The organism is Xanthobacter agilis (genome assembly GCF_021730435.1).
GTDB classification, from domain to species: Bacteria; Pseudomonadota; Alphaproteobacteria; order Rhizobiales; family Xanthobacteraceae; genus Xanthobacter; species Xanthobacter agilis.
Window position 1 is genome coordinate 1 of the sequence record NZ_JABWGX010000003.1, and the last position, 12,527, is coordinate 12,527.

General features: G+C 68.8%; 9 protein-coding genes. 2 read left to right on the forward strand and 7 right to left on the reverse strand.

Going from position 1 to position 12,527, the window contains the following annotated elements; translation table 11 throughout:
- Positions 1-77: 77 nt before the first annotated feature.
- Together HUW53_RS02355 and msrB are read right to left on the reverse strand one after the other, a co-directional pair.
- The gene (locus HUW53_RS02355; RefSeq protein ID WP_237344144.1) at positions 78-2,195 is read right to left on the reverse strand and encodes a S9 family peptidase; all 2,118 of its coding nucleotides are present in this window, start codon (positions 2,193-2,195) and stop codon (positions 78-80) included.
- Entirely contained in the window at positions 2,182-2,667 is a 486-nt protein-coding gene (gene msrB, locus HUW53_RS02360) for a peptide-methionine (R)-S-oxide reductase MsrB (RefSeq protein WP_237344145.1), read from the reverse strand. Before msrB ends, HUW53_RS02355 begins: the two co-directional genes overlap by 14 nt.
- A gap of 381 nt (positions 2,668-3,048) precedes the next feature.
- Here msrB and HUW53_RS02365 point away from each other — a divergent pair, with 381 nt between their 5' ends.
- Entirely contained in the window at positions 3,049-3,462 is a 414-nt protein-coding gene (locus tag HUW53_RS02365; RefSeq protein WP_237344146.1) for a Ros/MucR family transcriptional regulator, read from the forward strand.
- A gap of 643 nt (positions 3,463-4,105) precedes the next feature.
- Here the strand turns inward: HUW53_RS02365 and ubiB are convergent.
- From ubiB to HUW53_RS02390, 5 genes are all read right to left on the reverse strand, one after another.
- Complete coding sequence (gene ubiB / locus HUW53_RS02370) at positions 4,106-5,674, reverse strand: 2-polyprenylphenol 6-hydroxylase (RefSeq protein WP_237344147.1); 1,569 nt, start codon at positions 5,672-5,674, stop codon at positions 4,106-4,108.
- A 128-nt stretch (positions 5,675-5,802) separates the two neighbouring features.
- Positions 5,803-6,603: a bifunctional demethylmenaquinone methyltransferase/2-methoxy-6-polyprenyl-1,4-benzoquinol methylase UbiE gene (ubiE, locus tag HUW53_RS02375; RefSeq protein WP_237344148.1), complete on the reverse strand. Its 801-nt coding sequence runs from the start codon at positions 6,601-6,603 to the stop codon at positions 5,803-5,805.
- Positions 6,604-6,851: 248 nt separating this feature from the next.
- Complete coding sequence (locus HUW53_RS02380; RefSeq protein ID WP_237344149.1) at positions 6,852-7,049, reverse strand: hypothetical protein; 198 nt, start codon at positions 7,047-7,049, stop codon at positions 6,852-6,854.
- Between the two features lie 212 nt (positions 7,050-7,261).
- Positions 7,262-10,774, reverse strand: coding sequence for a PAS domain-containing hybrid sensor histidine kinase/response regulator (locus HUW53_RS02385; protein ID WP_237344150.1), 3,513 nt, complete (start codon positions 10,772-10,774; stop codon positions 7,262-7,264).
- Between the two features lie 115 nt (positions 10,775-10,889).
- Positions 10,890-11,429 (reverse strand): universal stress protein, encoded by a 540-nt coding sequence (locus HUW53_RS02390; RefSeq protein ID WP_237344151.1) that lies wholly within the window; start codon positions 11,427-11,429, stop codon positions 10,890-10,892.
- A 236-nt stretch (positions 11,430-11,665) separates the two neighbouring features.
- Here HUW53_RS02390 and HUW53_RS02395 point away from each other — a divergent pair, with 236 nt between their 5' ends.
- A complete protein-coding gene (locus HUW53_RS02395; protein WP_237344152.1) occupies positions 11,666-12,460 on the forward strand; it encodes a bestrophin-like domain in 795 nt (264 codons plus the stop codon).
- Positions 12,461-12,527: the final 67 nt, after the last annotated feature.

Below are 12,527 nucleotides of genomic sequence, written 5' to 3' on the forward strand. Positions count from 1 at the left end.
CCCGTCTTCCGGGCGCGGGACCCGCGCCCGGAAGACGGTCCACCAACACCTTCTGCCCTGATGTGCGGAATGTGCCTTCACGCGGGCTCCGAGACCGGCGTCAGGGCCTTCACCGTCTTCAGGGCGAAGGCATAGACGAGGGCGACCTCGTCCAGCCGGTCGAACCGCCCCGAGGCACCGCCATGGCCGGCGTCCATGTTGGTGCGCAGCAGGATCGGTGCGTCCGAGGTGTTCGCGGCCCGCAGCCGCGCCACCCATTTCGCCGGTTCCCAATAGGTCACGCGCGGATCGGTCAGGCCGGCGAGGGCGAAGATCGCCGGATAGGCGGCGGCATGCACGTTATCCACCGGCGAATAGGCGCGGATGCGGGTGAAGGCATCGGGATCGGCGATGGGATTGCCCCATTCGGGCCATTCCGGCGGGGTGAGGGGCAAGGTGTCGTCCAGCATGGTGGTGAGCACATCCACGAACGGCACTTCCGCGACGATGCCCGCGAACAGGTCCGGCCGCAGGTTCGCCACCGCGCCCATCAGCATGCCACCGGCGGAACCGCCATGGGCGACGATGCGATCGGGCGCCGTGAAGCGTTCGCGCACCAGATGTTCCGCCACCGCGATGAAATCGATGAAGGTGTTGGTCTTGTGGGTCAGCTTGCCCTGGGCATACCAGCGCCAGCCCTTGTCGGTGCCGCCGCGCACATGGGCGATGGCATAGATGAAGCCCCGGTCCACCAGAGACAGGCGGCTGGTGGAAAAGCTGGATGGTATGGTGATGCCATAGGCCCCATAGCCATAGAGCAGCAGGGGCGCGGAGCCGTCGAGCGGCGTCCCCTTGCGGTAGATCAGGGAGACCGGCACGCTTTCGCCATCGGGCGCGGGGGCGAGGATGCGGCGGGTGACATAATCCGCGGGATCGTGACCCGAGGGTACCTCCTGGCGCTTCAGCAGGGCCCGCGCGCGGCTCGCCATGTCGTAGGACCAGACCTCCGCCGGGGTGGTCATGGAGGCGTAGGTGAAGCGCACCTCGCGGGTGTCGAACGGAAAGCCGGGGGACAGGCCCAGCGCATAGGCCTCCTCGTCGAAGGCGACGGCATGCTCAGCCCCGGTTTCGAGGTCGCGCACGATGATGCGCGGCAAGCCGCCTTCCCGCTCCAGTCGCGTCATGTGCCGGGCGAAGACGGTGTGGCTCAGGATCATGCGGCCGGGCGCATGGGGCACCAGATCGCGCCACTGGGCGCGCTCGGGGGTCGCCGTGGGAGCGGTGACGATCTTGAAGTCCTCGGCATCGTCCGCATTGGTGAGCAGGACCAGCGTGTCGGTTCCGTTCAGCGCGGGGTGATGCTCCACCTCGTAGCGCACGCCGGGCGTGCGCGCCGCCACCAGACGGGGCGGCGCCGCCGGGTCGGCGAGGTCCAGCAGGTAGACCTCGGATGTCTGGTGGTCGCCGCAGGCGATGAGGCCGAAGGCGCGGGAGTGGGTTTCGCCCAGCGACACGAAGAAGCCCTTGTCGGCCTCCTCATAGATGAGGAGGTCGGCCTCGGGCGCGGTGCCGAGCACATGGCGGTAGACCTTGGAGGGGCGGTGCTCCGCATCGCGGCGGATGTAATAGAGGGCACCGCCGTCAGTGCTCCACAGAAGGTCGCCGGTGGTCTCGCCGATCACGTCCGGCAGGTCGGCGCCGGTGGTCAGGTCCCGGACGCGGATGCTGTGGAGTTCGGAGCCCTGCTCGTCGGCGGAGAAGGCGAGGCGCCGGTGGTCGCGGCTGTGGCTCCAGTGGCCAAGGTGAAAATAAGCCTTGCCCTCCGCTTCCTTGTCCCCGTCCAGGATGATGTCCTCGGCGCCGTCCGGCAGCGCCTTGCGGCAGGCGAGGGGGTGCTGGCCGCCGTCGCGGTGCCGGCTGTAATAAGCGAAGGCGCCGTCCGGGCTCGGAACGGTGGAATCGTCTTCCTTGATGCGGGCGCGCATCTCCGCCACCAGGGTCCGGCGCAGATCGCCGAGGGGGGCGAAATAGGCATCCGCATACGCGTTCTCGGCTTCGAGATAGGCGCGGATGTCGGGGGCCAGCACAGCGGGGTCGCGCATCACGTCGCGCCAGTTCTCGGCGCGCAGCCATGCGTAATCGTCGGTGAGGGGAACCCCGCGGACGGTGCGGGTGGAGGGGCGCCGCGCGGCGTGCGGGGGCTCAAGCGCCGTCATGGGTCTCTCCTTCGCCCTTGCCGTCGTCGCTTTCCAGCGCAAGGGCGGTACCGTTCATGCAGAATCGCAGGCCCGTGGGCGCCGGTCCATCGGGAAACACATGGCCCAGATGGCTGTCGCACCGGGCGCAGCGGACCTCGATGCGGCGCATGCCGTGCGAGGTATCCTCTTGCGTCACGACGGCGTCGGGGGTCACCGGCGAGAAGAAGCTGGGCCAGCCAGTGCCGGAGTCGTATTTCGCTTCCGAACGGAACAGCGCCGCGCCGCAGGCGACGCAACGGTAGAGGCCTATGCGTTTCTCGTCCCAATAGGGCCCTGTGAACGCACGCTCGGTGCCGTGCTGGCGGGCGATGCGGAACTGCTCGGGCGTGAGGCACGAGCTCCATTCCGCCTCGCTCTTGATGACCTTGGCCGGCGCCTCGGCGTCGGCGCGCGGCGGCTGCGGATCCTGCTCGGAAAGAGTCTTGGGCATGAGAACCCCGCTGTATTTGGCACAGAGGTAGGCATTGCCGCGCGGCCTGACAAGGTATGGACCGGCCTTGAAGCCATCGCCACGGCCGTGGCTTCAAGGCCGCGGGCACCGCGAACGGCGCGCAGCCACGCCGGAGGCTTGACCGCCGGCAAGGATGCGCTCAAGTCGAACTTGGAAGTACATGAGGAGCGTTGAATTTCTACTTGCATTTGCGGCGGCGCGAACTTAACACCTTCATGATGCTGAAGACATCGAATCGTGGTCGTTCATGCGTTTCGATGCGGCAAAGCCGGCCTCCCGCAGGTGTCCGCCCCGTGTGGGGGCGTCCCGCCTGCGCGCCGGGCTGGATTGGGTTCCCGTCGCAGGCATAAAGAAAGTCCCATGACTGAAGAAACGGAAGAAAATTCCTTCATCGCCTTGGCCGCGGACATCGTCTCGGCTTATGTGAGCAACAATTCCGTCGCGGCGGCGGACCTGCCGGCGCTCATCAACGACGTTCATGCCGCTCTGCAGCGCGTCTGCCTGGGCGAGAGCGAGCCGACGGTAGAGCAGTTGAAGCCGGCGATCCCGGTCAAGAAGTCGGTGGCCGCGGATTACATCGTCTGCCTTGAGGACGGTAAGAAGTTCAAATCCCTGAAGCGCCACTTGCGAACCCAGTACAACATGACGCCCGAGCAATATCGGGAAAAGTGGGGCCTGCCCGCGGATTACCCGATGGTGGCGCCGAGCTATGCGGCGGCCCGCTCCGAGCTCGCCAAGCAGATGGGTCTCGGCCAGCAGCGCCGCGGCAGCTGACACCCTCGGCTTCGGTCTTTGACCGCGGCCGAAACGCGGTCCGCGCAAACCCCGCGCGGGTTGGACTGAAGGCCCGCCGGTCAAGCCCGCGGGCCTTATGATTTGACGCCCGCGCGGATGGTCGAGTCGGGGATCGTCCAGCCTCGGGCTGTTCCCCTGGGCGGGCTGTTCCCCTGGGATTGTGCCGGGGGACCGTTTCGGCGACGCTGGCTTTGCGCGGCCCGCCTTCCAGACGCAGCCTTCCCGAGCAGCGCATCAGCGCAAACCTCGCGGCCTCTTTCGGAACGCCGGCAGCATCCGGCCCCCCGTTTTTCGGGACTCTCGTGGCGAGCGCGCGACGCTGCCGGGGTGTGATGGCCGGGTCTTGGCGGGGCGCCGACTGCTGGAGGCGTCCCGGCGAGGCCGGTGCATGGCGGGCGCGGCCCGACTGCGCGCCAGCCTTCGGAGCCCTTTCCCCGACTGTTCGTGGCGCGAGATCTGCGCAAGCCGCGCGGATCGCTTCGGAGCGCCGGCTCTTTTCGGGGGACGCTCCGCCGCCCCGCCCGGGCCTTTCCGTGGGCCGGGAATGGGGTGGGACGCACCTTGCGTGCCCCCGAACCTGTCGCTGTGGAGCGGCCAACCACCGTCGTGCCGGCAAAAGCGCCTACCGCAGCCACAGGCCCACCAAGGCGAGCGCGATCACCCACAACGCGGCATTGCCCCAGAAGGCCCCGCGCGCCTCGGCCCGGCCGATGCCCTCCAGGGAGGATGGCGAGAGGTGGATGCCGTCGCGGGTGGCGTCGTCGAGCTGGCTCATCACCCGCGCGGTGCGGGTGAGGAGGGCGGGCACCTCGGTGGCAAAGTGGCCGACTTCGCCCAGGCCCACGCCGGCCCTTTGAAGCTGCCCCACCGGGCCGAGATTGCGGGCGATCCAGTTTTCCACCACCGGCGCCGCCGTGCTCCACATGTCGAGCTGCGGGTCGAGGGACCGGGCGACCCCTTCCACCACCACCATGGTCTTTTGCAGCAGCAGCAGTTCGGGCCGCGTCTGCATGTCGAACAGGGCCGTCACCTCCAGGAGCAGCGCCAGGAGGCGCGCCATGGAGATCTGGTCGGCGCGGCGGGAATGGATGGGCTCGCCGATGGCGCGGATGGCGAGGGCGAAATCATCCACCGAATGGTGCAGCGGCACATAGCCGGCCTCGAAATGCACCTCCGCCGTGCGCCGCCAGTTGCGGGTGATGAAGCCGTAGAGGATCTCCGCCAGGAAGCGGCGTTCCTTAAGGCCGAGGCGCCCCATGATGCCGCAATCCACCACCGCCAGGCGCCCCTTCGCATCCACGAACAGATTGCCGGGGTGCATGTCGGCATGGAAGAAGCCGTCGCGCATGGCCTGCTGCAGGAACGACTGCATCACGATGCGGGCGATGTTCTTGAGATCATGCCCGGCGGCGACCAGCGCCGCCTTGTCGGAAAGCTTGATGCCGTCGATCCATTCGGTGGTGAGCACCTCGCGGCTGGAGCGGTCCCAGTCCACCTGGGGCACATGGAGGTCGAGGTCTTCCCGCGTGTTCTCAGCCAATTCCGTATAGGCGGCGGCTTCCAGGCGCAGATCCATCTCCATGGCCACCGAGCGGGCCATGGTGTCCACCACGCTGGTGAGGCGCAGGCGCCGGGCTTCGGCGAAGGTGGTCTCGGCGAAGGCCGCGAGCCGGCGGAAGCTCGCCATGTCGGAGGTGAAGCGGCGGCTGATTCCCGGCCGCAGCACTTTCACAGCCACCGTGCGGCGGGTGCCGTCCGGGTCCACCACCTCGGCCTTGTGCACCTCGGCGATGGAGGCGGCGGCCACCGGCGGGCCGAACACCGCGAACACCTCGCCGACCGGGCGCTCGAAGGCGTCGGTGACGATTTCTTCCGCCAGCTTCTGGCCGAACGCCGGCATCCGATCCTGGAGCACCTCCAGATCGCGGGCGACGGTGGGGCCGACCACGTCCGGCCGGGTGGCCAGGAACTGGCCGAGCTTCACATAAGAGGGACCGAGCCGGGACAGGGCCGCGGAAAACCGGGCGGAGCGGCTGCCCGCGTCGCGGCGGGCGATCAGCCGGGCGATGCGCAGCGCCGGGCGCGCCAGCGGGGGCGCCGCGGCCGGCGACACCAGGGAGAGCACGCCTTCCCGCGCGAGCACATAGCCGGCACGCAGGAGCCGCGCCGCATCGGCGACAAGAAAGATCACGTCGGGCGCCTTTCAGCCGGAGCGACCATCAGACCGGGTCGCGCGGCGCTTGAGCATTTCAATGTGCGGATGCCGCGGCATCTGCCCGCCTTGGCCTCCACGCGCCTTGGCCTCCACGTGCCTTGGCCTCAGATGCGGAAACCCCAATGCAGTGCCACCACGCCGCCGGTCATGCGCATGAAATCCACGCGCTTGAAGCCGGCGTCGCGCATCATCTGCGCGAACGCCTCCGCATGGGGGAAGCGGCGGATGGATTCCACCAGATATTGATACGGCTCGGCATCGCCCGCCACGCGCTTGCCGATGGCCGGGATGACCTTGAATGAATAGGTCTCATAGACCTTGTCGAGCCCCGGCACGTCCACCTTGGAGAATTCGAGCACGAAGGCGCGCCCGCCGGGCTTCAGCACGCGGCGCATCTCCTTGAGCGCCAGCGGGATGCGCGGCACATTGCGGATGCCGAAGGCGATGGTGACCGCATCGAACGTGCGGTCGGCGAAGGGCAGTTCCTCCGCATTGGCCTCCTGGAAGTCCACCTTGCCCGCGAGGCCACGGGTTTCGGCGCGCGCGCGGCCGACCGCCAGCATGTCGGCGTTGATGTCGGCGACGGTGACGCGGGTGCCTGTGCCGCCGGCCTCGGCCACGCGGAAGGCGACGTCGCCGGTGCCGCCGGCGAGGTCCAGCAGGTGGAAGGGGCGGTCTCCCGGCGGCGGGCGCAGCTTGGAGACCAGCGCCCCCTTCCACACCCGGTGCATGCCGGCGGACATCAGGTCGTTCATGATGTCGTAGCGCTGCGCCACCTTGTGGAACACGTCGTCCACCAGGGCCTGCTTCTCCTGGAGCGGCACGGTGCGATAGCCGAAATGGGTATCCGCGGCCCCGTTGGGGCGGTCGGACGACGGGTTCGGCTCAAGGATCGGGTCCGTCATGACGGGTCGGTACCACACGCTGTTCCAGATGGCGCGGGACCTTAGCGGATGACGCGGCGCGATGCCATGCGGCGGGAAGAGGCGGAGCGCCGGAACGTCCCCGTCGGGCATCTTTGCGTTCAATTCCGCATTTTTCGCGCGGCCCCGCGCGGTCTGGCCGCGATCGGGGGAGGGGAAGCGATGATCCCTTCCGGCCGCAAAGGGGCGCGCGGGGCGCCGCGACACGGGATCTTGAAGCGAAACCAGACTCAGCGCGACGAGCCGTGGGGCTTGCCGAGGCCGGACACGTCGAATTCCAGCCCTTCGCGGCTGTAGCGGGGCTCGGGGGTCTTGGTGGCAAGGGTGTTCTGGAACGGCAGGGTGCCGATGTTCAAGCCGCGCCGCTGCTTGCGCGCCGCGATCTCCTTCCGCATGGGGAAGACAGGAACATTGATCGTGATCGTCATAGCCGCTCTCCGATTGTATTCGTCTGTACAAAACAGCAGGAAAACGTCACTTCCGTTTACGGTTTCGTAACATGTCCATGCCGTGAGGGCGTGCTTCTGTGGCACGCGTCCATAACGCCGTCTGAACGGGGCGTTTATTTGACCTTCATGGGGATGAAGCGCGGCACAATCGAGAACGCGGGCGTCGCCGTTGCCGGCGTGGTTAACGCTTCCTAAACGGCGGCGGTGCGGGAGAGCCGCCACTGGGCCAGCATGGCGCGCAAGGCCGCCGGCTTTAAGGGCTTGTTCAAGATGACCATTTCGGCAGCGTGCGCGGCCTCGCGCACGGCCTGGCTGCGGTCGGCGGTAATCAGGACCGCCGGCAGCGTCCCCAATTTCCACCGCAGGCTCATCACCGCGTCGATGCCGAGCCCGCCGTCCAGATGATAGTCCACGAGGGCGATGTCGGGCACGGTCCCGGCGCTGTGCACCGCCTCCATGGCCGCCGTGGCATTGGCCGCGGCGATGACCGAACAGCCCCAGCCGGTGAGCAGCAGCGTCATGCCTTCGATGATGGCGGGCTCGTTGTCGATCACCAGGATGGTGAGCCCGTCGAGGGCGGCGCCGGGCCGCGCCGGACGCGGCCCGGCCGCGGCCATCTCCGGGATCGGCACGGCCACCGGCAGTTCCACGGTGAACACCGAGCCCTTTTCGTGCTGGGAGCGCAGCGTGATGGGGTGGTCGAGCACGCGGGCGATGCGCTCGACGATGGAGAGGCCGAGCCCCAGGCCGCGCGCGACCCGCGCCCCCTGGTCGAGGCGCTGGAACTCCTGGAACACGAGCTTCTGTTGCGCGGGCGGAATGCCGATGCCGGTGTCCCACACCTCCACCTTGAGGCGGCCGCCGTGGCGCCGGCATCCCACCAGGATGCGCCCTTCCGGCGTGTATTTGATGGCGTTGGAGATGAGGTTCTGCAGCAGCCGGCGCAGCAGCCTGCGGTCCGAGCGCACCGTCAGCGAGCTGGGCAGCACGGTGAGGCGCAGCGCCTTCTCCCGCGCCAGGGGGGAGAATTCGATCTCGAGCTGCCGCAGGATCTCGCCGATGCGCAGCGGCGCCGGCTCCGGCTTCATGGCGCCGCTGTCGAGGCGCGACATGTCGAGCAGGGCGCCGAGGATCTCCTCCACCGCCTCCAGCGATGCATCCACATGGCCGGCGAGGCGCCGTTCCTCGCTCCCCTTGGCGCGCTCCACGAGGCTTGTCACATAAAGCCGCGCGGCGTTGAGCGGCTGGAGGATGTCGTGGCTGGCTGCGGCGAGGAAGCGGGTCTTGGAAATGTTGGCCTCTTCGGCCTCGGCCTTGGCTTTTTCCAGGGCGCTGTTGAGGCAGACCAGCTCGTCGGTGCGCTCGCGCACGCGCCGTTCCAGGCTTTCGTTGGCGCGCTCCAGGGCCTGGGCGGCCTCCACCGAGGCGGTGATGTCGGTGAAGGTCACGGCGATACCGCCGTCGGGCATGGGATCGGAGCGGGTTTCGATCACCTGCCCGTTCTGGTCGAGCCGCTCCGAAAAGCCGGGCGCGGGATCGGCATAGTGTTCCAGCCGTCCGGCAAGGCTTTCGCGCGGGCCGGCCGGCGGTGGGGCATTGGCAAGGATGTCGCGCAGCGGCGCGCCCACGGTGTAGCAGTCGGCGGGCAATTCCAGCATCTCGCCGAAGCTGCGGTTCCAGCACACCAGCTTGAGGTCGCGGTCGAACACGGCGATGCCCTGGTGCACATGGTCGATGGCGCTCTGCAACAGCTCGCGATTGTACTGGATGGCGGCGGAGGCGTCGTCGAGCAGCTTCAGCGCCGCCTTGGTGGAGACCGCGCGCTTGCGCAGCAGCAGCGACAGCACCAGCCGCGAGGAGGCCGCCCCCACGGCGGCGGCGAGCAGGTGCTCGGCCTGGCGCACGGTGGTGGCGTCGGCCTCGCGGTGGGGGTCGAGGCTGATGGCGTTCAGCCGGGCATAGGTGGCGAAGGCGGCCTGGGCCCGCTCGTGCCCGAGATAGCGTTCCACGGTGGCGATCACCTCGCCCACCGTGACCGCCGAGCGCCAGCGCAGGAAGGCGGGCCGGTGCGGCGGCTGGTCCGGGCTCCCGCCCACGAACAGCTCGGCCTGGACCTCCTCGATCTGGCTGGGGCGGGTGAGGAACGAGACCACCACCAGCACCAGGGTGTTGAGGGCGAGGCTCCAGGCCACCCCGTGGGCCAGCGGCCCGGCGGTGAGGCCCAGCAGCGCGGTGGGCTTCAGCAGGCCGATGCCGAACGGGCCGGAGGACAGGATGGCGTGGGAGACGAGGCCGGCTTCGACCAGGCTCGGCAGCATCAAGGTATAGGCCCAGATGAGGGTGCCGGCCAGGATGCCGGCGATGGCGCCGGTGGCGGTGGCGCGCCGCCACATGAGGCCGAGGGCGAACGCCGGCCCCACCTGGGCCACCGCCGCGAACGAGAGCAGGCCGATCTGGGCCAGCTGCACCTCGCCGATGATGCGATAATACAGATACGCCAGCAGCAGGATGAGGAAGATAGCGACCCGCCGCACCAGCAGCAGCATGCCCACCATGTCGTTGGGCTCGGGCGTGTTGCGGGCCGCGTTGTGCGCCCGCCGCCGCAGCACCAGCGGCATCACCAGGTCGTTGGAGATCATGATGGCCAGGGCGACGCTCTCGACGATCACCATGGCGGTGGCGGCGGACAGGCCGCCCACGAAGGCGAACAGGGCGAGGCCATCGGCGCCGGCCGCCAGCGGCACGGCGAGCACATACATGTCGCTGTCCACCACATCGCGCGGGAACAGCGTCATGCCGGCGAGCGCCAGCGGCACCACGAACAGGTTGATAAGCACCAAATAGAGCGGAAACAGCCAGCGGGCGCGGCGGATCTCGTCTTCGCCCTTGTTCTCCACCACCGCCACGTGGAACTGACGCGGCAGCAGCATGAAGGCTCCGCCGGACAGGATCGTCATGGTGATCCAGTTCTCAAGCGAGAAGCCGCGGGTGAAGGGCGCCGCCACCCCCGCGTCATGGGCCGCCTGCCACAGATCGGCCGGGCCGGAGAAAATGAAGAAGGTGACGAGGATGCCCACCGCCAGGAACGCCGCGAGCTTGACGATGCTCTCGGTGGCGATGGCGAGCATCAGCCCGTCCTGGTGCTCGGTGGCGTCGGTGTGGCGGGTGCCGAACAGCACCGCGAAGGCGGCCATGGCGCAGGCGACGAACAAGGCCAGGTCGCCGGCCAGCGTGCCCTGCGCCGCCTGCCCGGCGAAATAGCCGAGCACGGCCAGCAGCGAGGCCGACACCGCCTTCAATTGCAGTGAGATGTAGGGGATGGAGCCGGCCAGGGCCACCAGCGCCACCAGCGCGGCGATGCCCTGGTTCTTCCCGTAGCGCGCCGCGATGAAGTCGGCGATGGAGGTGATGTTGTTGGCCTTGGCGAGCCGCACCACCCGGATGAAGGCGGGGCCGGCCACGGTCATGAGGATGATGGGGCCAAGATAGATGGTGAGGAAGTCGAACCCCTGCGTGGTGGCAAGGCCGACCGAGCCGAAGAAGGTCCAGGAGGTGCAGTAGACCGCCAGCGACAGGGAATAGATGAGCGGGCGGGGCGCGCGGCGCCGGTCGCCCGGGCGCAGCCGGTCTCCGAAGCTCGCGATGGCGAACAGAAGGCCGATATAGGCCAGCGCGGCGAAGATGACGACCGAAGCCTGAAGCATGTCCCCCCGTCCGGTGGCGGGGCGGCAAGGGCGCCGGCGCCTCGTCTTTTCATCTTGCCGGCAGCTCACCACCCCGCGCCGGTCTTGTCCACTCGGGAGAATCCAGGGGGCGGGTTCAGGCGAGGGCGTCGATCTCGGCGTCGGTGAGGGCGCCGGGCACGATGGTGATGGGCACCGGGAAATGGCCCGCATGGACGGCGACCAGGGCGCTGACCAGGGGGCCAGGGCCTTCCTTGCCCACCCCCGCCGCCAGCACCAGGATGGCGATGTCCTCGTCGTCGGCGATGGAGGCCATCACCGCGTCCGCCTTCGATCCTTCGCGGATGACGGTCTGCGCGTCGACGCCGGCCACCTGGCGGGCGCGGGCCACGAACTTCTGAAGGCGCGCGCTCATGTCGTCGGTGGCCTCGGCGCGCATGAGGTCGCCGACGCCCAGCCATTGCTGGTTGACCCCTTCGAGCTCCATGACGCCGAGCAGCAGCAGCGCGCCGCCGGTGTCGGCGGCGCGGCGGCTGGCGTAATAGACCGCGCGGTCGCATTCGGGCGTGTCGTCCACCACCACCAGGAACTTGCGGCGATGACCCGGCTCCCGGCTGCGGCGCGGCGCCGCCGACAGGTGGGCGGCCGGCGGACGGGCTGGGGGGCGGGACGTCATCAGGGCAGCCTCGGCGGGTCGCTGCGCGGGCCATCCGCCGCGCGCCGGGACGAGCAGGGTCGGGCCGCGCGGTCGGGTGTCCCGTGCGGGACGATTCGACCGGCCCATGCTGCCACGGCGGCGTCGGCGCGGGTGAAAAAAGATCGATCGCTTCGGAACGGCGCATGGACGCGGGGGCCATCCTTGACATAAGAGGCCCCATTGTCCCGTTTTCATCGAGAGGACCTCGGACCGCGATGATCGTCGCCCTTGCCGACACCCTTGCGGCCTGGCCCAACCTCGCCATCGTGCTCACCTTCACAGGTGTGCTGCTGGTGCTGTTGGTGGTGGTGCAGAGCCTCGGCCGGCTGCTTCCGGAGGAGGGGCGGGAGGCGCGGGCGACCGCCGCGCTCGACACCTTCAAGGTGCTGGGGCCGCTGACGGGCGTGTTCCTGAGCTTCTCCCTGGTGCAGGCCATCGGCCAGTTCCGCACCGCCGACGTGAACGTGACGCGCGAGGCGGCCAACGTCTATCAGCTCGACCGGGCGCTGAACGGCGCCTCGTCCATGACCGATACGCGCCCGGCGCGGCTCGCATTGCGCGCCTATGTGCGCCACCTGGTGAGCCACGAATGGCCGGCGCTCCACGAGGGTCACGAATCCCGCGAGACCACCCAGGCGCTGCTGCGCGTGCAGCAGGCGGTCGACGCCATGTTGGAGACGCTGCCATCGGAGGTGCGCTTCTCCAACGACATCGACAAGAATCTGGATGAAATGCAGGACGATCGCGCCACCCGCCTCGGCATCGCCCATGGTGGGCTCCCGGCGGTGATGTGGTCGGTGCTGGCGGCTCTGTTCACGCTGTTGTTCGCCTGCGCCGCCTTTCTGCAAGGATCGGCGACACGCCACCCCCTGCCGATCCTCTATATCGCCGGGCTCGGGCTGCTGAGCGCGCTGTTGTTCATCATGGACCGGCCGTTTCAGGGCGAGCTCAGCGTGTCGCCGTCGGCCCTCATTAAGATTCAGAGCCAGCTCGACGCGCGGCTGAGATAGGGTGCGCCATTCAACGGCCCCCCGATTTGCTCTAAAGACGCGGGCGCCGCGCCGGGCTGTCCGAGCC

What these genes read in the sequence shown, in the direction of transcription:
- HUW53_RS02355 (WP_237344144.1), bottom strand. Translation starts at nt 2,195, where the DNA reads ATGACGGCGCTTGAGCCCCCGCACGCCGCGCGGCGCCCCTCCACCCGC.
- msrB (WP_237344145.1), bottom strand. Translation starts at nt 2,667, where the DNA reads ATGCCCAAGACTCTTTCCGAGCAGGATCCGCAGCCGCCGCGCGCCGAC.
- HUW53_RS02365 (WP_237344146.1), top strand. Translation starts at nt 3,049, where the DNA reads ATGACTGAAGAAACGGAAGAAAATTCCTTCATCGCCTTGGCCGCGGAC.
- ubiE (WP_237344148.1), bottom strand. Translation starts at nt 6,603, where the DNA reads ATGACGGACCCGATCCTTGAGCCGAACCCGTCGTCCGACCGCCCCAAC.
- HUW53_RS02380 (WP_237344149.1), bottom strand. Translation starts at nt 7,049, where the DNA reads ATGACGATCACGATCAATGTTCCTGTCTTCCCCATGCGGAAGGAGATC.
- HUW53_RS02385 (WP_237344150.1), bottom strand. Translation starts at nt 10,774, where the DNA reads ATGCTTCAGGCTTCGGTCGTCATCTTCGCCGCGCTGGCCTATATCGGC.
- HUW53_RS02390 (WP_237344151.1), bottom strand. Translation starts at nt 11,429, where the DNA reads ATGACGTCCCGCCCCCCAGCCCGTCCGCCGGCCGCCCACCTGTCGGCG.
- HUW53_RS02395 (WP_237344152.1), top strand. Translation starts at nt 11,666, where the DNA reads ATGATCGTCGCCCTTGCCGACACCCTTGCGGCCTGGCCCAACCTCGCC.